Genomic DNA, 21117 nt, shown 5'->3' on the forward strand with positions numbered 1-21117 from the left:
GGGCTTTCGCCCGCCCGGCCGGGGAACGCTCAGCGAACCTCGGCCAGGCGGGCGAACACGACGACGTTTCCGTCGTAACCGTGCTGCTTGGAGAAACCGCCCCCGCAGGTGATGACCCGCAATTCGGGAGCACCCTTGCTGCCGTACACGCGGTCGCCGGGGAAGTTGCTCTTCTCGAAGACCTCGATGCCGTAGATCTCGAATACGGCGGTCTTCCCGTCCCTGCGCTGTACCTCGATCCGGTTTCCCTTTTCGAGCGCCCCGAGCCCGTAGAAAACGGCGGGCCCGCGCATGTTGTCCACATGGCCGTCGAGCACGGCCGTGCCCTTCTCGCCGGGCGAGACCGCGCCGGTGAACCAGCCCGCGAGGTTCGGGTCGTCGGGCGGCGGTGCGTCGACCCACCCGTCCAGGTCCAGGCCCACCGGCAGGACCGGCGCGTCGACCCGGATCGCCGGGATCCTGACCCGGTCGACCACGGAGTACGGCAGCGGGGCCGGCAGATTCGAGAAGGTGCCGCCCGGGGAGCGGTTGCTGTCCGCCGCAGCCGCCGACGCGGGCTGCGGCGGGCCCATGTCGAACTCACCGGAACCATTGCGGATCAGAGCGAGGCCGGTCAGCAGAACAAGCGCTATCACGCCCCAGGGGGCGCGCTTCTTCTGCCGCTGCTCCTCCTCTTCGACCAGCTCGGACGCAGACATTTGCAATCCCCTCTCGACGCGGCCGTCGCCGCGTCCGTCGCGCATATGAGAACGCTAAGTGCAGCACGCCCGGCGGGCGACGGGACAAAGGCGAACGGGTGGTGGAGTACGCCCTTCATGAGCCATCCGAGTTGCCGCGGCCAGGAATTTTCTGACGGTCCGTGACCTGCGGCAATATCCGATTGTGTGGAATTCTCTCGGCGTGTCCTCTCACCAGGACGGACCATTCTCGAAATGCGGCTCTGTGCAAGGCATCTGAGGGTCTGTCTGGGAGGCGCTTTCTCGCCGATCGACCGGGGACGGTTCCCGGGGCGTCTTCCGCGGAGGATCACATGCGTACTACTCGTGCCCTGGCGGTCAGTGCCGCCGCGGTCGCCGCGGTGGGGCTCGCCGCTCCGATGGCCGCGGCGTGGAACAACCCGAGCAACATCGTCGCCATGCCCAGCGTCATCGCCAGCGGCGGCCAGCTGACCGTGACCGTCGACGGGTGCCCCAAAGGCGGCACCATGACCTCGCCCGCGTTCCGGCAGGCGACCCTCTCCCACCTCACCAGCAGCAACGAGACGTCGAGCGGAACGGCGACCATCGACCGGAACGCGCGCCCCGGCTCGTACGACATCTCGGTCAACTGCACCGGGACGGGCACCCTGACCCGTCCCGCGGCCTTCACCGTCATCGGTGGTGTCCGTGGTGGTCTCGGGGGCAGCAGCTCCAGCGGTGCCACGCCCACCGACATGGCGATCGGTGGCGGGCTCGTGGCCGCTGCGGCCATCGGTGGCGGGGTGTTCTGGATGCGGCGCAGGTCAGAGAAGAGGATCTGACCAGGTCTCCGTTCCGGAAACCGCACAGCACAGCCCTTCGCCCCGGACCCTCCCTCAAGGGTCCGGGGCGAAGGGCTGTGCTGTGCCGTGCCGTCAGGAGTCGTCGGCCGAGGCGCGTCGGCGCGACATGTACCACGCCGCGCCGACGGAACCCGCGATGAGCGCGGTTCCCAGGCCGACCTCCTTCAGGTCGAAGCCGCCGACGGTGCCGCCGACACCGGCCCTGACGCCCCGTTGCACGGGGACGGGGCTGTGGGTCGAGTCGCCGGAACGCCCGGTGGCGATGGTGAGATCCGTGTGACCGCTCACGCCGTCACACGTGAACGTGACCTCGTACACGGCACCCGGTTTGGCGTCCCAGTCGACCGTGGCCGTGGCCGAGGACTGGCCCTGCTGGATGGTGACGGTGTCGAAGACACCCGAGGTGACCGTGGCGCGTCCCCGGCAGCCCCCGTCCCTCTTCAGCAGCAGGGAGACCTGGCCGCCGGCGGCGATGGTCGAGGGCTGCACGCTGAAACCGAACGGGGTGACGTTGTTGTTCTCGTCGCCCGCGAAGGCGGCGGGTGCGGTGAAGGTCAGGGCGGTGACGCCCAGCAGTGCGGCCGAAGCGACGCGTATCGCGCGCATGGTGAGTCTCCAGGTCCCCGAGGAGCCTTGCTGCGGACCTTTTCCGCTTGCGCCAGAAATGCACCTCGATGATCGAAACGCTAGGAAAGGCCGGGCCCGAGCGCGATCGCTGTCGCGCGAATGGGGCAACCGTGTGGGCCGCACAGGGGACGGAGTGCGTGCGGTGGGGGGACGGACGCGGCGTGGCATCCGTCCCCCGGCCGGGTAACCCGGTCCCGGAAACCCTGCTGAGGGTCCGTCAACCGGGAAGGTTCGGGAACAGCGCCGTGAACGGTTCGGCCGAGGCCGTGATCCCCCTGCTGTAGGGCGCGTCGAAGTCCCAGATCAGGAAGAGCAGGAAGGCGATCAGCGAGGAGAAGAGCCCGGCGAGGATCAGCTCGCGCAGGGTGCGCCGGATCTGTAGCGCGAAGACCATCCCCACGGTGACCACGCCGCCGGCGGTCAGACCGAACCACACCACGCCCGGCATGGTCGCCCCCGTCGAGTCGGCGCGCGAGTTCCGTGCGGCGTCGGCCACGGTGACCTGGTCGACGAGGGGCTGGTACGCCTGGGCCTCGAAGTCCGTCCTGGGCTCGTAGTCGGTGACGTCCGCGCGGATGTGATCGAAGAGACGGCCGCCCTTCACGGTCACACGGCCCTGGTCCGCCATGGTCTTCCACTCGGTGCTGACGACGTAGCCGACATACGCGTCGATGTCGCCGCGGATGCGGTCACGCACGTCGGGCGGGTAGACGCGGACCCGCTGCGAGATCTCGTGCAGGGCCTGGGCCTCCGTCTGCACATGGTCCTGGGCGACGCCACGGCCCTCCCAGACACCGGCGATCGCCAGACCGAGGACGATGGCGTAAACCACACCGATCATCATCGTCATGTACTCGATGACGTCCGGGGTCTCGGACGGATCCTCGTCCTCGCGGGCCGCGCGATGGCGCACGAGGGTCACGATGAGGACGACGACGCATGCGGCGCCCATCGCGAGGGCGAGAACAAGCCATTCCGACAAGGATGCCTCCAGAAATCAGCGCGGGCGCAGCGCCGCGACGGCGAGCACCGCGGGCGCGGTGATCAGCAGGGTGAGCGAGACCAGGGACGGTCCGCCGCGGGGCGGGTGCTGCCGCGGCTGGGCGTGGTACGCCGGATAACTCACCGGTGTCGGCGAGGGCTTGGGGTGGGCGCTCGGAGTGGGTGTCGGTTTTGGCGTAGGCGTAGGCGTAGGCGTAGGGGTAGGCGTAGGCGGGGGTGTGGGTGTGGGTGCCGGTACCGGCTTCGGCGCGACGGGCCGTGGCGCCGGAGGTGGCGGTGAGGGTGGCGGTGGCGGGTTGGGCGTCGGTGTGGGTTTGGGGGGTGGCGGGGGTTCGACTGTCGGTGTCGGTGTCGGTGTCGGGGTGGGGCTGGGGCTGGGGCACGGCGGGGGAGGGGGCGGGCTCGGGCAGGTGCCCTTGCCGGCGACCGCTACCGCGCCGGTGCCGTCGGGGCCGACGGAGGCGTACGCGCAGGAGTCGGCGACCGCCGGGCTCCCCGCGGTTCCGCTGAGAATCCAGGCAAGCGTCAGCAGCGCCGATGCCCGTATGACGAGGGCGGACCAAGTCCGTTTGGGTCCATGCACGACGGCGATCATCGGTCGTTCCGGGGCCGCGCAGGAGCTGGCTGAGAAGGGTTACCCCAAATGGGGGATGTCCGCGTCCGGGCGGTTTGACGGGTCGAGCGGGAAACGCCATCGGAGGGGAACGGGTGTGCGATCTCGTGGTGCGGGGCCGCCGGGGCACAGGGTTCGGAAAGAAATTTGAGGGGTGGTTGAACATTCCCGCCACCCCCGCCCGTACCTATGGCCATGCGCGGCGCTGCAGGGCGCCGCAACATCTATTGCGACAGCGGGAGTTACCAAATGAAGACCTCCTGGCGGAGCGCCTCGCTCGTAGCGACAGCTGCGGCCATGCTGGCGCTCACGACGGCGTGCGGTCAGGAACAGGGCACCCAGTCGACCGTGGGCCAGAACGTCGGCGCCACCGCGGCCGCGGGCGACTACGGACTGTCCAGCCCGAGCCCGGCGGGAGTCGGCGCTGCCGCCACTCAGGCGAAGTCCGCGGGTGCGCTCACCGTTGCGAAGAACGCGACGCTCGGCGAGGTCCTCACCGACAATGCCGGGTTCACCCTCTACCGCTTCGACAAGGACACGGCCGAGCCGCCGAAGTCGACCTGTGAGGGCGACTGCGCCACCGCCTGGCCGCCGGTTCCGGCGGACGGTGCCACGGCCGCCACCGGTGTGGACGCGGCCCTTCTGGGCGAGGTCACCCGGCCCGACGGCACCAAGCAGCTGACCGTCGGCGGCTGGCCGATGTACCGGTACGCGAAGGACACGAAGGCCGGTGACACCCTCGGCCAGGCCGTGGGCGGCACTTGGTTCGCGTCGGCGCCCACCGGCAAGAAGGCGACCCTGGCCGACCTGCCCGGCCTGTCGACCCGGAAGGACGCGAAGCTCGGCGAGATCGTCGTCGACAAGAACGGCCTGACGGTCTACCGCTTCACCAAGGACACGGCCTGGCCCGACTCGATCTCTGCGTGCACCGGTGCCTGCCTGGAGAAGTGGCCGGCGGTCGCGCCGGTCGAGGAGGCCGACACCAAGGGTCTCGACATCGACTCGGACGGTCTCATGCCCTTCACCCGGTCGGACGGCCTCAAGCAGATGGCCCTCGGCTGCTGGCCGATCTACACCTTCTCCGGAGACGAGGCCCCCGGGGACACCAACGGACAGGGCGTAGGCGGCACTTGGTACGCCGTCTCGCCCGCAGGAAAGCTGGTCGGCGCGCCGAAGCAGTAGATCACCTCCCCAGGGTTCGATCGCCTCACCCGGGCACCCGAGGAACGTGGAAGGGAGTGGACACAGACAGGCTGGAGTGCCGGAAGAGAAGAAAAAGCGCGCGCGACCCAGGTCCGCTCCCTCCGTACCGCGGAGGGAGCGGGCCACTTGGCGTGCCCGGGTGAGGTAATCCCCGGCGACTCTTCGTAACTCCCCGGGGCCTGTTTGGAATGCTTCGGAGCGATTTTCCGGTTACAGCGTGCGGCGTGTTCGAAGGCTGTTCACACGGCGCCAATTCGGCACTTGCCGGAGGCAGTGACCGGGAACGGACGGTCAATTTCCGTTTTGGCTCGCTCCATTGGCGGGCGATCAGTAGCCTCAGCTCGAACACCGGATCGCCTACGCCGTCGTCTACGCCTTGGAGAGATAGATGGAGCGTCCCGCCTGGGCCCCTCGGAGCATTGACATCTCGGCGCCGAGCGTGTCCCGCATATACGACTACTACCTTGGCGGTTCGCACAACTTCGAGGTCGACCGGGACGCGGCCCGCAGGGCGATGGAGTTCATGCCGGGACTTCCCAAGATCATGCAGGCGAACCGGGCGTTCATGCGCCGCGCGGTGCGTTTTGCCACCGGCGAGGGCATCACGCAGTTCCTCGACATCGGCTCCGGCATCCCGACCTTCGGCAACGTCCATGAGATCGCCCAGGAATCCAGACCCGGCGCGCGCGTCGTGTACGTGGACAACGACCCCGTGGCCGTCGCGCACAGCCAGGCCGTCCTGGAGGGCAACGACGACGCGGACGTCATCGCCGCCGATCTGCTCAAGCCCCGGGAAATCCTGGCGAGTTCCCAGGTTCAGCGGCTGATCGACCTGAACCGGCCGGTCGCCCTCCTGCTCGTTGCCATACTTCACTTCGTGGAGGACGCGGACGACCCGTACGGAGCGGTGGCCGAGCTGCGCGACGCGCTCGCGCCGGGCAGCCTGCTCGTCGTCACGCACGCCTCGTACGAGGGAATCCCACTTCCCCAGGAGCAGGCCGAGGGCACGGTCGACGTGTACAAGAACATCCGCAACCCGCTGATCATGCGCTCGCGCGAAGACGTCGCGCGGTTCTTCGAGGGGTACGACATGGTGGAACCGGGACTGGTGCCGATGCCGAAGTGGCGGCCCGACACGGCACCGGAGGACGAGGATCCGTATTCCTTCTCCGGATTCGCCGGCGTGGGACGCACATCGTGACCGCCGAACCGGACGGGCCGGAGGACAGACTCCGCAGATTCGCGACGATCTGGAGCCGGGCGGTCTTTCCGGTCACCTCGACGTCGCTGACCAGGCTCGAGTTCGAGGTCCAACTGCTGCCGCTCGCCCGCCGGTTGAGCGACGCGCTGCTGGCCAGGACCTTCGAGGGCGCCGAGGGCCAGGCGGTCGGCGCCGCGCTCATCGACGCGCACTGCACCGACCCGGAGGCACTCAGCCGCACGCTCGACTGTGTCGACGCCTATCTGGTGCTCTACTGCGGCGAGGACGGGCCCCAGGAGGCGCTGCGGACCCGTTCGGCGCGGTTGCAGCACGCCATGGCCGCCGGGTTCGCGCATGCGCTGCGGGAGCGGACGCTGGCCGAGCAGGAGGCCATCTCCCGGGCCGCACTGAACGCCCGCAGTCTGGTGGCGGAGGCGCTGCACGCGAGCGAGGCCCGCTTCCGTGCGGTGTTCGAGGGCGCGGCCATAGGCATCGGCATCGCCGACCTCGAAGGCAACATCCTCCAGGTCAACGGAGCGCTGCTGCGCATGTTCGGCGGCTCCGAGCAGTCGATGCGCGGCCGCCGGGTCCCGGAGTGGACGCACCCCGATGATGCTCCCCAAGTATGGCCGCTGTATGAGGAGTTGGTCCGTGGCGAGCGCGAGCACTACCACGTCGAGAAGGCCTTCTACCGCCCCGACGGCACGGCCCTGTGGACCAATCTGACGGTCTCCTTGCTGCGTGACGCGGACGGCGTGCCGCAGTACCAGCTCGCGCTCATGGAGGACACCACCGAGCGGCGGCTGCTGAATCTGCGGCTGCGCTACGAGGCCACCCACGACGCGCTCACCGGGCTGCCCAACCGGACCCTGTTCTTCGAGCGCCTGGAGAAGGCGTTGTCCGCGGGCGACGGTCAGCGCTTCGGGCTCTGCTATCTCGACCTCGACGGTTTCAAGACCATCAACGACAGCCTCGGGCACGCGGCCGGCGACCGGCTGCTCGTCGAGGTCGCCGACCGGCTGCAGTCCTGCGCGACGGCCTCCGGTGAGATGGTCGCCCGTCTCGGCGGCGACGAGTTCGTGGCGTTGACCATCGGACCCGACACCGAGCGCGAGGTCGACGAACTCGCCGGGCGCATCATGAACGCGCTGGTCACCCCGATCAGTATCGACGGGCGTGACCTGACCGTGCGTGGCAGCATCGGCGTCGTCGAGGGTCCCGCCGGGGAGCGCGGCCCCGCGGAGGTGCTGCGCAGCGCGGACATCACCATGTACCGGGCCAAGTCCGCGGGCGGCAACCGCTTCGAGCTCGCCGACCCCGAGGCCGACGCCCGCGCCATCACGCGGCACGGGCTCACCACGGCGCTTCCGGCCGCCCTGGAACGGGGTGAGTTCTTCATCGAGTACCAGCCCCTGGTCCACCTTGGTGACGGCAGCGTGCGGGGCGCCGAGGCGCTGGTGCGCTGGCTGCACCCGCAGCACGGCGTCCTCGGCCCGGACCAGTTCATCCCGCTCGCCGAGCACACCGGGCTGATCGTGCCGCTGGGCCGCTGGGTCCTGGAGCAGTCGGTCCGCCAGGCCCGCCTCTGGCAGGAACGGCACTCCGACGCGGGCTCGTTGCGCATCAACGTCAACCTCTCGCCGTGCCAGCTGACCCACCCCCGCCTGGTCCAGGACACGGTCGACATCCTGGAGCGGTCCGGGCTCGCCCCGGACGGACTGTGCCTGGAGGTCACCGAGTCCGCGCTGATCGGCGCGGACGACGATCTCCTCAAGCCGCTCCGCCGGCTGGCCGAGATGGGCGTCGACATCGCCCTCGACGACTTCGGCACGGGCTACTCCAACCTCGCCAACCTGCGCCGTCTCCCGGTCAGCGTCCTCAAGCTGGACCGGTCCTTCACCCAGAGCATGCAGCGGTTCCCCGCGGACCCGACCGACCTGAAGATCGTCGAGGGCATCGTCACGCTGGCCCACAGCCTCGACCTCGCGGTCACGGTCGAGGGCGTGGAAACCGGCGCCCAGGCCGAGCAGTTGCGGATACTGGGCTGTGACACGGCCCAGGGCTGGTACTACGCCCGGCCGGGCCCGCCGGACCGGCTGCACGATCTGGCGCTGGTGGACGCGGTCGGCTGAGGCGTACGTGGCGGGCGCGGTCTCCGGTGCGGAGACCGCGCCCGCCCTTCGGGCGCCCGTCCCCGTGCCCGGTCAACGCCACCATGCCCGACCCCTTGTGATCGACTACAACGCGGGGAAAGCCCCTGGTCGCCTTCTCCGAAGCGCTGTCCAAGGAGGTCGGTCCCAAGGGCGCTGTCGGTCGGACGCGGGTCACCGGGTGGGTCGGCCGCGGTGTCCGGAATTGGCGAGCGATGGAACGCCGACACGGCACATACTGTTCCTGAAGCCGCGGCCGCGACTGAGAACGCCCGGGTCTTCCATCGCGATGGCTGGTTGCCCGCACGGGCCACGGGTACGGCTCCCCCCCGCCGCAGTTACGTGGTGGGCCATGCCCGTCCGCCCTGGGGTCTTACGCTTCCGTCGAAGCGCCAATTAGTGGACTGGGCAAGCGTGTTGGATCGCCCTGCCGCACTCGTGTGCCGAGGCTGAACTCGTGAGGACGTTGGGTACCCCGGGGCGATGACTGGGCCGGTTCGGTCCAAAAGGCTGCCCCGTGACGGAAAGCCTTCAGTCGGCGGCGCGGTCGATCGCTTCGAGGACGCGTAGGTCGTCGCGTACCGCCCAGTGCTCGACGATCTGGTCGCCCGCCACGCGGAACACGTGGAGTTGGGGCCAGGCGATGGGGCGTCCGCTGGGCGCTCGGCCCTTCATCCAGGGGAAGGCGCTGCCCACGTGGTTGGCGCGCAGGGTCAACCACACGAGTACGCGGTCGCCGTCATGGGCCGCGGCGTGGAGATCGACCTCGACCGCGGCGAAGCTGTGGGAGAGCCACTCCTCGACCGCGCGCCAGATTCCGACGCCGCGTCGGCCGCTGACGTGGTCCAGGACGTCGGGTGCGAGCAGGGCCAGAAGTGGTGCTGACGAGCCCCGTAGGAAAGCGACGTAGGCATCGGCAATGTCCGTCTTTTCCCTTGGCATGCCGCCGATGCTACGCATCCGTCCGACTCGTGATCCGGACGTTCTACGGAAGCTGGCGTCGGCGGACGGGCCACCACGGTCAGGCAGGTGTGGGCACCGATGACAACCTGCGTGATGAGCGTCGAGACCTGACGCTCAGCGCTCCAGCAGCATCCGCTGCAACTCCCTGGCCGCCCGCGGCGGAGCCACATCGCTGCGGTGCGCCAGCGCGATCGTGCGGTGCAGTCCGGGCCGGGCCAGCGGAGTCACCCGCAGCCCGCGCCCGGAACGGGTGGCGACCATGCGGGGGACGACGGCCATGCCGAGCCCCGCCCGGACGAAGCCCAGGACCGCGTCCATCTCACCGCCCTCGACGGCGAAGTCGGGCTCGAAGCCCTCGGCACGGCAGGCCGCGACCGTCAGTTCGCGCAGGTCGTAGCCGTGCCGGAACATCACCAGGCGTTCGCCCTCCAGGTCGCGGACGCGTACGGTACTGCGGCCCCACCCGGGCGCGGGCGCGGCCGGTGACGACACCACCACCAGGTCCTCGCGCAGCAACTCCACCGTCGTCAGGGCCGGGGACGGCGTGGGCAGCGGCAGCACGACCAGGGCGAGGTCGAGGGCGCCGCGCGCGAGTTCCCGTACGAGATCGTGGGAACCCCCCTCCTCGATCAGCAGCTGGATGCCCGGATAGCGGTCGTGGAAGGCGCGCAGCACGTCCGGGAGCAGGCCCGTGCACAGGCTCGGAGTCGCGCCGAGACGGACCCGGCCGCTGCGCAGCTGGGCCAGCTCCTGCACCTCGTGCCGGGCGGTGTCCGCGTCGGCGAGGATGCGGCGGGCCAGCGGGAGGAGTGCCTCCCCGGCGTCCGTCAGCGTGATGTTGCCCCGCGCCCGCAGGAACAGATCCGCCCCCAGTTCGCGCTCCAGCGACTTGATCTGCTGGGAGAGCGACGGCTGCGCGACATGCACCAGCTCGGCGGCCCGGGTGAAGTGCCGGGTCTCGGCGACGGCCACGAAGTACTGAAGCTGTTGGAACTGCACACCAGCCACGATAGGGCATGCCTATGGAAACGAGCCGGACCATGTCTTGGACCGATCACCCTCCTCGGCCCTAGCGTGCGTGGCATGGCACTGGCAACGCGGACGGACCGAAAACCGTCCTTGACGCGCACCGTGTGGGACTCGTCCCTCGGCAAGAAGACCGTGATGGCCGTCAGTGGCCTGATCATGCTGCTGTACCTGGTCGTCCACATGCTCGGCAACCTGAAGATCTTCTTCGGGCCGGGCGAGTTCAACCACTACGCGCACTGGCTGCGGACCCTCGGCGAGCCCTTCCTGCACTACGAGTGGGCGCTGTGGATCATCCGCGTCGTCCTCGTCGTGGCCGTCGTCGCGCACGCCACCGCGGCGTACCAGCTCAGTCGCCGCGACATCAGGGCGCGCCCCAGTGGTTACGTCCACAAGAAGAAGCGGGCCACCTACGCCACACGAACCATGCGCTGGGGCGGGATCATCCTCGGCCTCTTCATCGTCTGGCACATCCTCGACCTGACGACCGGCACCGTCCACCCGGACGGCTTCCAGGCCGGACACCCCTACCAGAACGTCATCGACACCTTCTCGACCTGGTACGGCGACACCGTCTACATCGTCGCGCTGCTCGCGCTCGGCCTGCACATCCGGCACGGCTTCTGGAGCGCCGCTCAGACGCTCGGCGCCGGCAGCCGCTCCCGCGACCGCGCCCTCAAGATCGTCGCGAACGTCCTCGCACTGGTGCTGACGGCGGGCTTCCTCGCCGTACCCGTCGGCGTCATGACCGGATTGGTGAGCTGACCATGACCTCCTACGCGGACTTCGCGACCGGTGAGCCGGTCGTCGACGGCAAGGCCCCGCAGGGCCCGGTCAACGAGCGCTGGGACACTCGCCGTTTCGAGGCCAAACTCGTCAACCCCGCCAACCGCCGCAAGCACACGGTGATCGTCGTCGGCACGGGCCTCGCGGGCGGCTCCGCCGGTGCCACGCTCGCCGAACAGGGCTACCACGTCGTGCAGTTCTGCTACCAGGACTCGCCCCGCCGCGCCCACTCGATCGCCGCGCAGGGCGGCATCAACGCGGCGAAGAACTACCGCAACGACGGGGACTCCGTGCACCGGCTCTTCTACGACACCGTCAAGGGCGGGGACTTCAGGGCACGGGAGTCCAACGTGCACCGGCTGGCCCAGATCTCGGTCGAGATCATCGACCAGTGCGTCGCCCAGGGCGTGCCTTTCGCGCGCGAGTACGGCGGCCTCCTCGACACCCGTTCCTTCGGCGGCGTCCAGGTGTCCCGGACCTTCTACGCCCGCGGGCAGACGGGCCAGCAGCTCCTTCTCGGCGCGTACCAGGCGTTGTCGCGGCAGATCGCCGCAGGCAACATCGAGATGCACGCGCGGACCGAGATGCTCGACGTGATCGTCGTCGACGGCCGGGCACGGGGAATCGTCGCCCGCGACCTGATCACCGGGAAGATCGACACGTACTTCGCGGACGCCGTCGTGCTGGCCAGCGGTGGCTACGGCAACGTCTTCTACCTCTCGACCAACGCCATGAACTCCAACGCGACCGCGATCTGGCGGGCACACCGGCGCGGCGCCCACTTCGCCAACCCCTGCTTCACCCAGATCCACCCCACCTGCATCCCGCGCACCGGCGAACACCAGTCGAAGCTCACCCTGATGAGCGAGTCGCTGCGCAACGACGGCCGGATCTGGGTGCCGAAGGCGCAGGGCGACACCCGCCCCGCGAACGAGATCCCCGAAGACGAGCGCGACTACTACCTGGAGCGCATCTACCCCGCCTTCGGCAACCTCGTGCCCCGCGACATCGCCTCCCGGGCCGCCAAGAACGTCTGCGACGAGGGGCGCGGTGTCGGCCCCGGCGGCCAGGGCGTCTACCTCGACTTCGCCGACGCCATCCAGCGGATGGGCAGGGCCAAGGTCGAGGAGCGGTACGGCAACCTCTTCGACATGTACGCCCGGATCACCGCCGAGGACCCGTACACCGTGCCGATGCGGATCTACCCCGCCGTGCACTACACGATGGGCGGACTGTGGGTCGACTACGACCTCCAGACCACGATTCCGGGCCTGTTCGCGATCGGCGAGGCCAACTTCTCCGACCACGGCGCGAACCGGCTGGGTGCCTCGGCCCTGATGCAGGGTCTCGCCGACGGCTACTTCGTCCTGCCGTCGACCATCAACGACTACCTCGCCCGCAACCCCCACCCCGAGCAGGTCACCGACGAACACCCCGACGTCCAGGAGGTGCTGGCCGAGACCGAGGACCGGCTGCGGCTGCTCCTGGCCGTCGACGGCGACCGCACCCCCGATTCCTTCCACCGTGAACTCGGCGAACTCATGTGGGAGTTCTGCGGCATGGCCCGCACCGAGACCGGACTGCGCAAGGCACTTGAGCGCATCCCGCAGATCCGTGAGGAGTTCTGGCGGCGCATCAAGGTGCCCGGCACCGGCGAGGAGTTCAACCAGTCGCTGGAGAAGGCCAACCGGATCGTCGACTACCTGGAGCTCGCCGAGCTCATGTGCCTCGACGCCCTGAACCGGTCCGAGTCCTGCGGCGGGCACTTCCGCGAGGAGTCCCAGACCCCGGACGGCGAAGCGGCCCGCAAGGACGAGGAGTTCTCCTACGCGGCCGCCTGGGAGTTCACCGCCACCGGCGACGCGCCCGTCCTGCACAAGGAAGACCTGGTCTTCGAGTACGTCCACCCCACTCAGCGGAGCTACGCATGAAGCTCACCCTGCGCGTCTGGCGGCAGCGCAACGCCGGCGCCGACGGAGCGATGTCCACCTACGAAGTGGACGACATCTCGGCCGACATGTCCTTCCTGGAGATGCTCGACACCCTCAACGAGGAACTCATCCTCAAGGGCGAGGACCCCGTCGCCTTCGACCACGACTGCCGCGAGGGCATCTGCGGCGCCTGCTCGCTCGTCATCAACGGCGACGCGCACGGCCCCGAGCGCACGACCTCCTGCCAGCTGCACATGCGGTCCTTCAAGGACGGCGACACCATCGACGTCGAGCCGTGGCGCGCGTCGGCGTTCCCGGTGGTGAAGGACCTCGTCGTCGACCGGTCGGCCTTCGACCGGATCATCCAGGCCGGTGGCTACATCACCGTCCCGACGGGCGCGGCACCCGAGGCCCACGCGACGCCCGTGCCCAAGCCGGACGCCGACTTCGCCTTCGAACACGCCGAGTGCATCGGCTGCGGTGCCTGCGTCGCGGCCTGCCCCAACGGCGCCGCGATGCTGTTCACTTCGGCGAAGATCAACCATCTCAACGTGCTGCCGCAGGGTGCGCCCGAGCGCGAGACCCGCGTCCTCGACATGGTGGCGCAGATGGACGAAGAGGGCTTCGGCGGCTGCACCCTCGCCGGAGAATGCGCGACCGCCTGCCCCAAGGGGATCCCGCTGGTGTCCATCACCGGGATGAACAAGGAGTGGCTGCGCGCGACCCGGAAGTCGGGAAAGCGGTAGTCGTACGACGTTCGCCGTCAATGTGCGGACGGGCGGGACCGGGGGTAGTGCTCAGCCCCGGTCCCGTCTCGCTTCTGCGGAGCGACGGATTCCGCGGAAGCGCTCGACCCGCCGTCCCTGGCATTCGGCATCCTCACATCCTGACGCAGCCGCAGCCGCAGCCGCAGCCGCAGCCGCAGCCGCAGCCGCAGTCGCAGTCGCAGTCGCAGTCGCAGTCGCAGTCGCTGTGCGGCGCGGACGCGGTCCTCGTCGCGGGCGAGGGTCGTGGTGGAGCGGGTGGGGGCGGTCGACAGTGGGGAGCTGTCGAGGGTGGATACGTCGGTCATGGCATTCCGCGCAGGCCAGTGAGGACACCGACGACCGGGAGAACGTCGCGCACCTCGGACGACTCGACCTCGGCAGGACCGGCCGATGGCGGAGCCCTGCGCCAGGCGATTCGGGGCATTGCACGGTCGATGGCCGGTGCGGCCCGGACAATGTCCGGGCCGCACCGGCCATCAATGCCAGTGAGCGCGTCCAGCCTTTGGCCTGCTCGCCTTGGGCTACCGCGCCAGAGGCGGTGTGCTGCGCGGTGGCTTCCGGGTGTCCGTGGCCTTCTCATAGGCATATGCGAGGGAGAGGAGCAGCGGCTCGTCGAACTCGCGCCCGAGCAACTCCGCGCCCACCGGCACGCCGAGGGGAGCTGCCTCGGTGGGGGTGGAGAATCCGCCGGGGAAGCAGATGGACGGGAAGCCCGTGCCGTTCGACAGGGTGCCGTTGCGCTCCGGCTGCGGTACCCCGACCGGGGAGACGAGTACCTTCTGCAGCGGGTACAGGATCGTCTGAATGTCGAGCTCGGCCATCTTTGCCGACACCGCCAGCCGAAGCTTCTCGCGGTTGACGAAGTGGTCCTTGTAGGTCGGGTCGTTCAGCCCGTCGACGATGGCCAGTTCCCGCTCGAGAGATGCCTGCGCCTCGGGCGTCGCCGTCTTGGAGGCGACCAGCTGGTCGAAGGTGCGCACCGGGGCGTCCGGGCCGAGTGTCGCGAAGTACGCGTCCATGGCCGTGTGGCATTCCCAGGTGGAGGTCACCACGATGCTCTGGAGGGCGTCGTACTCCGGCAGGCTGAACCGGATGATGGTCGCGCCCTGCGACCGCATCGTGGAGATGACCTTCTCCATCACGCGGTTGACCTCCTGGTGGCGCGCCTCGGTGCCGAACAGGTTGGTCATCACGCCGATGCGCGCGCCGCGGAACGCGTGGCGGTCCAGCTGGTCCGCGTAACTGCGCGGAGGGTGGCCGACGCCGTACCCCGTGACGGGGTCGGTCGGGTCGTAACCCGCCATGACGTCGAGCATCCGGGCCGCGTCCTCCGCGGTGCGGGTGATGGGGCCCAGCTCGTCCTGGGTGATGCTGGCCGGTATGACGCCACTCCGGCTGATCAGACCCCTGGTGCAGCGAACTCCCACAAGGCTGTTGGCGGAAGCGGGGGAGCGGACCGACTGGCCCGTGTCACTGCCGGTGCCCAGGACGGCGAAGTTCGACGCGATCGCCGCCCCGGTCCCGCCGCTGGATCCGCCGGGCGTCCGGGTGAGGTCGTAGGGGTTGAGGACCTGCCCGCCCAGCGAACTGATGGAGTTGCCGCCCCGGGCGAACTCCTGCAGGTTGGCCTTGGCGAGGATGACGGCCCCCGCCTTGCGTATCTTGGCGACCGTGAACGCGTCGGTGGGCGGCACGGAGGTACGCATCGCCGTGTTGCCGCCGGTGGTCGGCATGTCGAAGGTGTCGTAGTTGTCCTTGAGGATCACCGGGATGCCGTGCAGAGTGCCGGTCAGGCCGGAACGCCGGTACTCGCGGTCGAGTTCGTCGGCGATCTCGAGCGCACGCGGATTGACGGTGATGAGCGCCTTCAGGGTCGGGCCCTGCTTGTCGTACGCGGCGATCCTGTCGAGGTATTGCCGCACCAGTTCCCGGCATGTCAGCTGACCGCGGCGGTAGGCGTCGTGAATGTCGGCGACGGTCGCCTCGATCAGCTCGAAGCCTCCCGAACCGGACTTCGATCCGGACGTGCCGACAGCTGCCCTCTCGGCTGCCGCCCCTTGGGCGGAGGCCGTCCCTGCGGTCTCGCCGACGACACCCAGCGCGCCGACCGCGCCCACGGCACCGATGAAACCACGTCTGTTCAGGTTGCTGTGCTCGCTCACGAGTCCACCAGTCCTCTCTCGTACCGCTCTTGGGCGGCGGCAAGGTATGTGCATGGTGCTGGGTCCGCGGCGGCCAGAGCCGCGGACCGATGAGCACGGGAGGACCGACAACGATTCGGCGGTGTCCGTGCCACTGGAATGCCGGCGGGTGCGTGCTGCCGGCGGGAAATGGCCGTCGGGGTGCGGCCGACGCGCTTTACGCGCGGTGCCGGGCGGGGAAGTGCGCCTTCTCGATGACGCCGTGTACGCCCACGGTGCGGTCCACGACCTGCGAGACCTCGAAGTCGGCGGCCGCCGACAGATACGCGTACGCCACGGCCCGGTCCATGCCGAGGTCGTGCTCGAGGAAGTCCAACGCGTTGACCACCGCGCGCCGCATGGCGATGTTCAGGTCGGTGCCCTGGCCGTTCAGGCCGCCGTCGGGGTCCGACAGACCCACGGCCACCCAGGCGTCCTGGGTCTCGGCGAAGGGGTAGTGGAAGGCGACGGACGGGGCGTCGCCGGAGCCCTTCCGGCACACGGTGAGGCGGAAGGTGGTGCGCAGGGAACCCTCCATGGCCGTGAGGGCCACTTCGCCGTTGCCCATGGCCAGGTGCGGGTCGCCGGTGTAGAACAGCGCGCCTTCGGAGAAGACCGGAAGGTAGAGGGTCGAGCCCTGCTGGAGCAGATTGATGTCGATGTTGCCGCCGCCGAGGGTCGGCGGTATCGAGTTGAGGGTCGGCGCCGTGAGGGTGTCCGCGGAGGTGAAGGCGACGCCCATCATGCCCATGTGAGGCTTGAGCGGGAAGGCGACTTCACCCGAAGTGCCCAGCGGCACCACGCCGTTGAGAGCGCCGGCCTTACCGCGGCGCACCGGTGTGAACACCGAGACGTTGCCGTAGTGCTCCGGGTCTCCCGTGGGCCGGCCATCCGTCGCCACCGGAGGCATGACCTCGTCGAGCGTGATCCCCGTCGGGGCCGAGCCACCCACCTGACGGGCGAGGGCACCCTTTCCGTGGCGACTCGACACGATGCCGTAGGGCACCCGCGGCAGCAGAGAGAGAATCTCGATCTTCAGTACGTCACCGGGGCGTGCCCCTTCGACGTGGATCGGGCCGGTGACCACGTGCGGACCGTCCACGTCGAAGTTCCGGGTGCTGCGGGTGTAGTCGCGGGCGATGGCGACCGCGTCCCTGAGCACCTGATCGGCCGGGACACCCTGGCTCTTGAAGTAGGCCGCGGGGTCGCGTCCCTGGTCTTCCAGGAGACCTTCGTGGGAGACCGTGTCGACGGTCACCGACTCCCCGGAGCGCATCCGCAGCACCGGCCGGCTACCGACCGAGGGAACGTATCCCCAGCGGACCTGCTCAGGAAGGGAAGGCACGTAGTGCTTGCCGTGGATGGGGCCCTTGCCGGGCTGGAGGATCTCCTCGGGAAGCGCGGTCGTCGGTTGTGCTGCCTGCGCCGTGCCACTCGACAACAGTGTCGCCGCGGTGCCCGCGGTGGTCACGGCAGTGGCCGCGCGGAGGAAACCGCGGCGCCCGAGGCCGGAGATGAGCAGCTCCCGGGCGTCGCCGGGGTCCATGGCGGAGGTGTTCATGGGTACTCCAGAGTTCGTGTCGTTGGATCGGGTCTGCCGTCAGGTGGGTCCCGGCAGGGCTGGAAACCGGTGACAGAGCCGTGTCGCGGAAGCGCGCGAACAGCACCGGTGGAGAAGAGGGCCGACAGGGGAGTCGCGCCGGCCGTGGTGGGCCGAGCGGTGGAGAGGTGTGCCTGGCCCGGGTAGCCCTCAGACCTTGTCGGCTGAGGGCGTGCCTGGGCGGGGCGAGGTCAGGCCTGGTCGGCGGAGGCTGCGCTCTCGTCGCGCGTGCGCCGGATCAACTGGTCGACGTCGGCGAGGTGAAGGACCATGGCGTGGGCTGCCGCCGCCGGGTCACGGGCCTCGATCGCGTCACGGATCGCCTGGTGGCCGGCCAGCGAGGCCCGGCGTCCTTCCGGCGTGCTGTGGGAGTCCTTGCGCACGGGCGTGGTCCACGAGCTGACCATCGTGGTGAGCGCGGTCAGCAGTGGGTTGTGACTCGCCCTGGCCAGCGTCAGGTGGAACCGGATGTCGAGCTCGAGCGACTCGGCATCCTGCAGGTTCTCGTGCGTGGCGTGCAGGATGTCGTCCATTTGCAGCAGGTCGGCGCTGGTGGCGCGCAGTGCCGCGAATTCGGCGATCTTCGGTTCGATGACCGTCCGCAGCTCGGCCACATTGCCCAGTTGCCGGTCGGCCTCGGCCACCTCGGCCAGACTGGTGTAAAGATCGTCGACCTGGGTGGGCGGAGCCAGCACCACGGTGCCGCGGCCGGGCCGCCGCTCGATGAGGTGCTTGGCCTCCAGCTGGTGCAGGGCTTCCCGCAGCGAGGTCCGCGACACCGACAGCGACTCGGCCAGTTCCCGCTCCGACGGCAGCCTGTCACCCGGGGCGAGTTCGCCCAGCGCGATCATCTGTTCCAGATGGGCGACCAGCGCGTCACTGATGCTGTGAGTACGGGTACGCAGCGGCGGAACTTTCGCCACTCCCATGCCCGTTACCTCCTCGCCGAATGTGCAGCCAGCGTACCGTGTGCGATCACGCCGGGTCTGGGCCCCTGCCCACGGCCGTGTTCTGTTCCGGCAGTCTTCCACGATCATGTCCACGCGCCGAAGTCGCTCTTGCGGATCAGGCAGTGGACGCCCTTGACGTCGTCCACCACCTGGCTCACCACGAAGTCCGCGGCGGCGCTCAGATAGGCGTACCCGATGTCCGTCGGTACCTCGTACAGGTCGGCAAGCACGCGGAGGGCCTCGCGGACCGCTTCGCGGAACGCCTCGTTGAGATCGCGGTGCAGCCCGAGCGCGATCCAGTGTTCCGGAGTCTCACCGAAGGGCCGCCGCAACAGCCCCAACAGGGCGCGGCTCTCCGCCGCCGGCAGCACCGTCGCCCGGAGGGTCGCGCGCAGTGGGGCCTCCAGTGCGGTCAGCGCCACCTCGCCGTGCCCCTGGGCGTAGTGAGGGTCTCCGACGAACAGCCCGGCCCCGTCCACCTGCACCGGCAGGTACAGGCTGGTGCCGGAAACGAGGTCCTTGACGTCCATGTTCCCGCCGAACGGTCCGGGCGGGACCGAGTGCAGCGGAGTCGTACCGGCGTGCGTCACTCCGACGAGCCCGAGGAACGGCGCGAGGGGAAAGCGCAGCTCACGGCCTCCCGGTACCTGCATGCTGCCCGTCAGGTCCGCGGCGGCGCGGCAGAACGTGGAGACGGTTCCCGCCTTCTCCGGGTCGCCCGGGTCGGGTACGAAGCCCGGATGCGGCAGGTGGGGGAGCTCCCCGGCCAGAGCGCCGTAGCCGTGCCTGCTGGAGATGACGCCGTACGGCGCGCGCGGCACGAGGTCCAGGAAGTCGACCCGCAGTACGTCGCCGGGTCTCGCCCCGCTGACCGCGATGGGCCCGGTGGTGACGTGTGGTCCGTCGCCGCCGGCGTCGCGGGCGGGGTGACCGGCGGCGATGTCGACGGCGTCGCGCAGCACGTCCGTGGGGTCGATCCCGAACTGCCCGAAGAAGGCCACGGGGTCCCTGCCCTGGTCCTCCATGATGCCCTCGTGGGACACAGTGTCCACGGTGATCGTCTCCCCGGAGCCGATCCGGGCGACCGGTGCAGCCCCTTCGGCGGGAAGCCATCCCCAGGTGACCGTGTCGCCGGTCGACGCCAGGTAATGGCGGCCGGAGATGGGCCCCTCGTGGGGCTGAAGGAGGGGCAGGCTCATGGGTGGTTCCTCTCCGGGATGCCGGCGATGAGGTCGATCTCGATGGCGGCCCCCACGGCGAGGCCGGTCACGCCCACACAGGTGCGGCTCGGCAGGGGGCCGTCGAACCAGGTTGCGTAGGCCCTGTTGAAGTCGTTGAAGTCGTCGAAGTCGGTCAGGTAGACGCGGACCATCACCACGTCGTCGAGCGTGAGGCCGAACTGCCGGAGCACGGCCTCCAGATTGCGGCGTACCTGCTCCGCCTGGGCGAGCACGCCGCCCTCCACCAACCGGTCGGTCGCCGGGTCGGTGGGCATCTGGCCGGTGACGAAGACCAGCGATCCGAAGCGGGTCGCGTGGGCGAACGGGCCCACCTGCGGGGGCACGCCGTCCTCGGGCGAGAAGACGAAGGTCTCCTTCCCCGCCGGGACATCGGCTGGGACTGTCATGCGACCCCTCCTATGGTCTGCGCTCCCATGACCCGCAGGAACCGGGCGGTTGCCGGATGCCTGGGGCGGGTGAGGAGTTCCTCGGCGGGCCCCTCTTCGGTGACCGAGCCGTTGCTGATGAACACCACGCGGTCGGCGACCTCCTGGGCGAAGCGCAGCTGGTGGGTGGCGATGAGCATGGTCAGTCCGTCCTCTCGGGCGAGGGTGCGGATCACCTCGAGTACTTCGTGGACGAGTTCCGGATCCAGGGCGGAGGTCGGCTCGTCGAGCAGCAGTACCCGGGGACTCGGCGCGAGCGCGCGGGCGATGGCCACGCGCTGCTGCTGCCCGCCCGAGAGGTGCCGCGGCAGGGCGTCCGCCCGGTGAGCGAGACCGACCCGTTCGAGCAGCTCGGCTGCCCTGCGTTCCGCCTCGTCGGCCGGTATCCGGTGGACCCACCGCAGTGGTCCGGCGACGTTCTCGAGGGCGGTGAGGTGGCTGAAGAGATTGAAGTGCTGGAACACCATGCCCACACCGACCTCCGCGCGGGTCTGCGCGATCCTGGCGGGGGAGAGCGGCTTGCCGTCCTCGCGGTAGCCGATGCGGCGGCCGCCGATCAGGACAGACCCCGAGTCCGCCTCCTCCAGGTGGTTGATGCTGCGCAGCAGGGTGCTCTTGCCGGACCCGCTGGGGCCGAGCAGGGCCACGACCTCGCCGGTACGGACGGTCATGTCCAGCCCGTCGAGTACGACGTGCTCTCCGTAGTTCTTGTGCAGGGAGTGGACCTCGACCGCGGCCGGCGCTCCGTCGAGTGCGGCCACGCGGGCTTCACGCTCCCACGGCTCGGGTGGCGTCGGCGGCACCCATGGATCGTCGTCGGCGACGGCGCTCTTCGTCGCTGCTGCCACCGGTTCCGGCGTGGCGGCGGGCCGGCGGATCGGCAGCAGCCGGAGTAGCCACGACCGGGAGGCG

At 69.6% G+C, this 21117-nt stretch carries 19 protein-coding genes and 1 pseudogene; 7 read left to right on the top strand and 13 right to left on the bottom strand.

Going from position 1 to position 21117, the window contains the following annotated elements; genetic code table 11:
- Positions 1–29 precede the first annotated feature (29 nt).
- Positions 30–698 carry a class F sortase gene (locus tag ACIPC1_RS10055; protein ID WP_402515147.1) on the bottom strand — a complete coding sequence of 223 codons (669 nt, stop codon included), beginning with the start codon at positions 696–698 and terminating at the stop codon, positions 30–32.
- A gap of 332 nt (positions 699–1030) precedes the next feature.
- On the opposite strand from ACIPC1_RS10055, the gene ACIPC1_RS10060 reads away from it, so the two are divergent.
- Positions 1031–1519: a hypothetical protein gene (locus tag ACIPC1_RS10060; protein ID WP_384382583.1), complete on the top strand. Its 489-nt coding sequence runs from the start codon at positions 1031–1033 to the stop codon at positions 1517–1519.
- Positions 1520–1612: 93 nt separating this feature from the next.
- Here ACIPC1_RS10060 and ACIPC1_RS10065 read toward each other — a convergent pair whose 3' ends face one another.
- The 3 genes from ACIPC1_RS10065 to ACIPC1_RS10075 all read right to left on the bottom strand — a co-directional run bounded on the left by ACIPC1_RS10065 (position 1613) and on the right by ACIPC1_RS10075 (position 3293).
- Positions 1613–2146, bottom strand: a complete 534-nt coding sequence (locus ACIPC1_RS10065; RefSeq protein WP_402515149.1) for a hypothetical protein — start codon at positions 2144–2146, stop codon at positions 1613–1615.
- 238 nt (positions 2147–2384) lie between these two features.
- Positions 2385–3149, bottom strand: coding sequence for a hypothetical protein (locus tag ACIPC1_RS10070; protein WP_402515151.1), 765 nt, complete (start codon positions 3147–3149; stop codon positions 2385–2387).
- 15 nt (positions 3150–3164) lie between these two features.
- A complete protein-coding gene (locus tag ACIPC1_RS10075) occupies positions 3165–3293 on the bottom strand; it encodes a hypothetical protein (RefSeq protein WP_402515153.1) in 129 nt (42 codons plus the stop codon).
- A 738-nt stretch (positions 3294–4031) separates the two neighbouring features.
- Here ACIPC1_RS10075 and ACIPC1_RS10080 point away from each other — a divergent pair.
- The 3 genes from ACIPC1_RS10080 to ACIPC1_RS10090 all read left to right on the top strand — a co-directional run bounded on the left by ACIPC1_RS10080 (position 4032) and on the right by ACIPC1_RS10090 (position 8318).
- Complete coding sequence (locus ACIPC1_RS10080) at positions 4032–4964, top strand: SCO0930 family lipoprotein (protein WP_402515155.1); 933 nt, start codon at positions 4032–4034, stop codon at positions 4962–4964.
- A 409-nt stretch (positions 4965–5373) separates the two neighbouring features.
- Positions 5374–6186, top strand: a complete 813-nt coding sequence (locus tag ACIPC1_RS10085) for an SAM-dependent methyltransferase (protein WP_402515157.1) — start codon at positions 5374–5376, stop codon at positions 6184–6186.
- The gene (locus ACIPC1_RS10090; protein WP_402515158.1) at positions 6183–8318 is read left to right on the top strand and encodes a putative bifunctional diguanylate cyclase/phosphodiesterase; all 2136 of its coding nucleotides are present in this window, start codon (positions 6183–6185) and stop codon (positions 8316–8318) included. Before ACIPC1_RS10085 ends, ACIPC1_RS10090 begins: the two co-directional genes overlap by 4 nt.
- 549 nt (positions 8319–8867) lie before the next feature.
- Here the strand turns inward: ACIPC1_RS10090 and ACIPC1_RS10095 are convergent.
- On the bottom strand, positions 8868–9278 hold the full coding sequence (locus tag ACIPC1_RS10095; RefSeq protein ID WP_402515160.1) for an ester cyclase: 411 nt from the start codon (positions 9276–9278) through the stop codon (positions 8868–8870).
- A 135-nt stretch (positions 9279–9413) separates the two neighbouring features.
- Positions 9414–10298 carry a LysR family transcriptional regulator gene (locus ACIPC1_RS10100; protein WP_402515163.1) on the bottom strand — a complete coding sequence of 295 codons (885 nt, stop codon included), beginning with the start codon at positions 10296–10298 and terminating at the stop codon, positions 9414–9416.
- A gap of 120 nt (positions 10299–10418) precedes the next feature.
- Here ACIPC1_RS10100 and ACIPC1_RS10105 point away from each other — a divergent pair, with 120 nt between their 5' ends.
- Genes ACIPC1_RS10105 through ACIPC1_RS10115 form a run of 3 tightly spaced genes read left to right on the top strand, consistent with a single transcriptional unit; the run spans position 10419 to position 13788 of the window.
- A complete protein-coding gene (locus tag ACIPC1_RS10105) occupies positions 10419–11090 on the top strand; it encodes a succinate dehydrogenase (protein ID WP_402516265.1) in 672 nt (223 codons plus the stop codon).
- A 2-nt stretch (positions 11091–11092) separates the two neighbouring features.
- A complete protein-coding gene (locus ACIPC1_RS10110) occupies positions 11093–13042 on the top strand; it encodes a fumarate reductase/succinate dehydrogenase flavoprotein subunit (RefSeq protein ID WP_402515164.1) in 1950 nt (649 codons plus the stop codon).
- Positions 13039–13788, top strand: coding sequence for a succinate dehydrogenase/fumarate reductase iron-sulfur subunit (locus tag ACIPC1_RS10115; protein WP_402515167.1), 750 nt, complete (start codon positions 13039–13041; stop codon positions 13786–13788). Before ACIPC1_RS10110 ends, ACIPC1_RS10115 begins: the two co-directional genes overlap by 4 nt.
- A 215-nt stretch (positions 13789–14003) precedes the next feature.
- Here the strand turns inward: ACIPC1_RS10115 and ACIPC1_RS10120 are convergent.
- The 7 genes and pseudogenes from ACIPC1_RS10120 to ACIPC1_RS10150 form a co-directional block, all read right to left on the bottom strand.
- Positions 14004–14114 (bottom strand): annotated as a pseudogene (locus ACIPC1_RS10120) (GNAT family N-acetyltransferase); the annotation flags it as partial.
- Positions 14115–14330: 216 nt separating this feature from the next.
- Positions 14331–15971, bottom strand: coding sequence for an amidase family protein (locus tag ACIPC1_RS10125; protein ID WP_402515169.1), 1641 nt, complete (start codon positions 15969–15971; stop codon positions 14331–14333).
- 196 nt (positions 15972–16167) lie between these two features.
- Entirely contained in the window at positions 16168–17550 is a 1383-nt protein-coding gene (locus ACIPC1_RS10130; RefSeq protein WP_402515171.1) for an acetamidase/formamidase family protein, read from the bottom strand.
- A gap of 230 nt (positions 17551–17780) precedes the next feature.
- The gene (locus ACIPC1_RS10135; protein WP_402515173.1) at positions 17781–18518 is read right to left on the bottom strand and encodes a FadR/GntR family transcriptional regulator; all 738 of its coding nucleotides are present in this window, start codon (positions 18516–18518) and stop codon (positions 17781–17783) included.
- A 104-nt stretch (positions 18519–18622) separates the two neighbouring features.
- On the bottom strand, positions 18623–19738 hold the full coding sequence (locus tag ACIPC1_RS10140; RefSeq protein WP_402515175.1) for an acetamidase/formamidase family protein: 1116 nt from the start codon (positions 19736–19738) through the stop codon (positions 18623–18625).
- Positions 19735–20166 carry a RidA family protein gene (locus ACIPC1_RS10145; protein ID WP_402515177.1) on the bottom strand — a complete coding sequence of 144 codons (432 nt, stop codon included), beginning with the start codon at positions 20164–20166 and terminating at the stop codon, positions 19735–19737. The genes ACIPC1_RS10140 and ACIPC1_RS10145 overlap by 4 nt, the downstream gene beginning before the upstream one ends.
- A complete protein-coding gene (locus ACIPC1_RS10150) occupies positions 20163–20966 on the bottom strand; it encodes an amino acid ABC transporter ATP-binding protein (RefSeq protein WP_402516267.1) in 804 nt (267 codons plus the stop codon). The genes ACIPC1_RS10145 and ACIPC1_RS10150 overlap by 4 nt, the downstream gene beginning before the upstream one ends.
- Positions 20967–21117: the final 151 nt, after the last annotated feature.

It is taken from the genome of Streptomyces sp. NPDC087263, assembly GCF_044744645.1.
GTDB lineage: Bacteria > Actinomycetota > Actinomycetes > Streptomycetales > Streptomycetaceae > Streptomyces.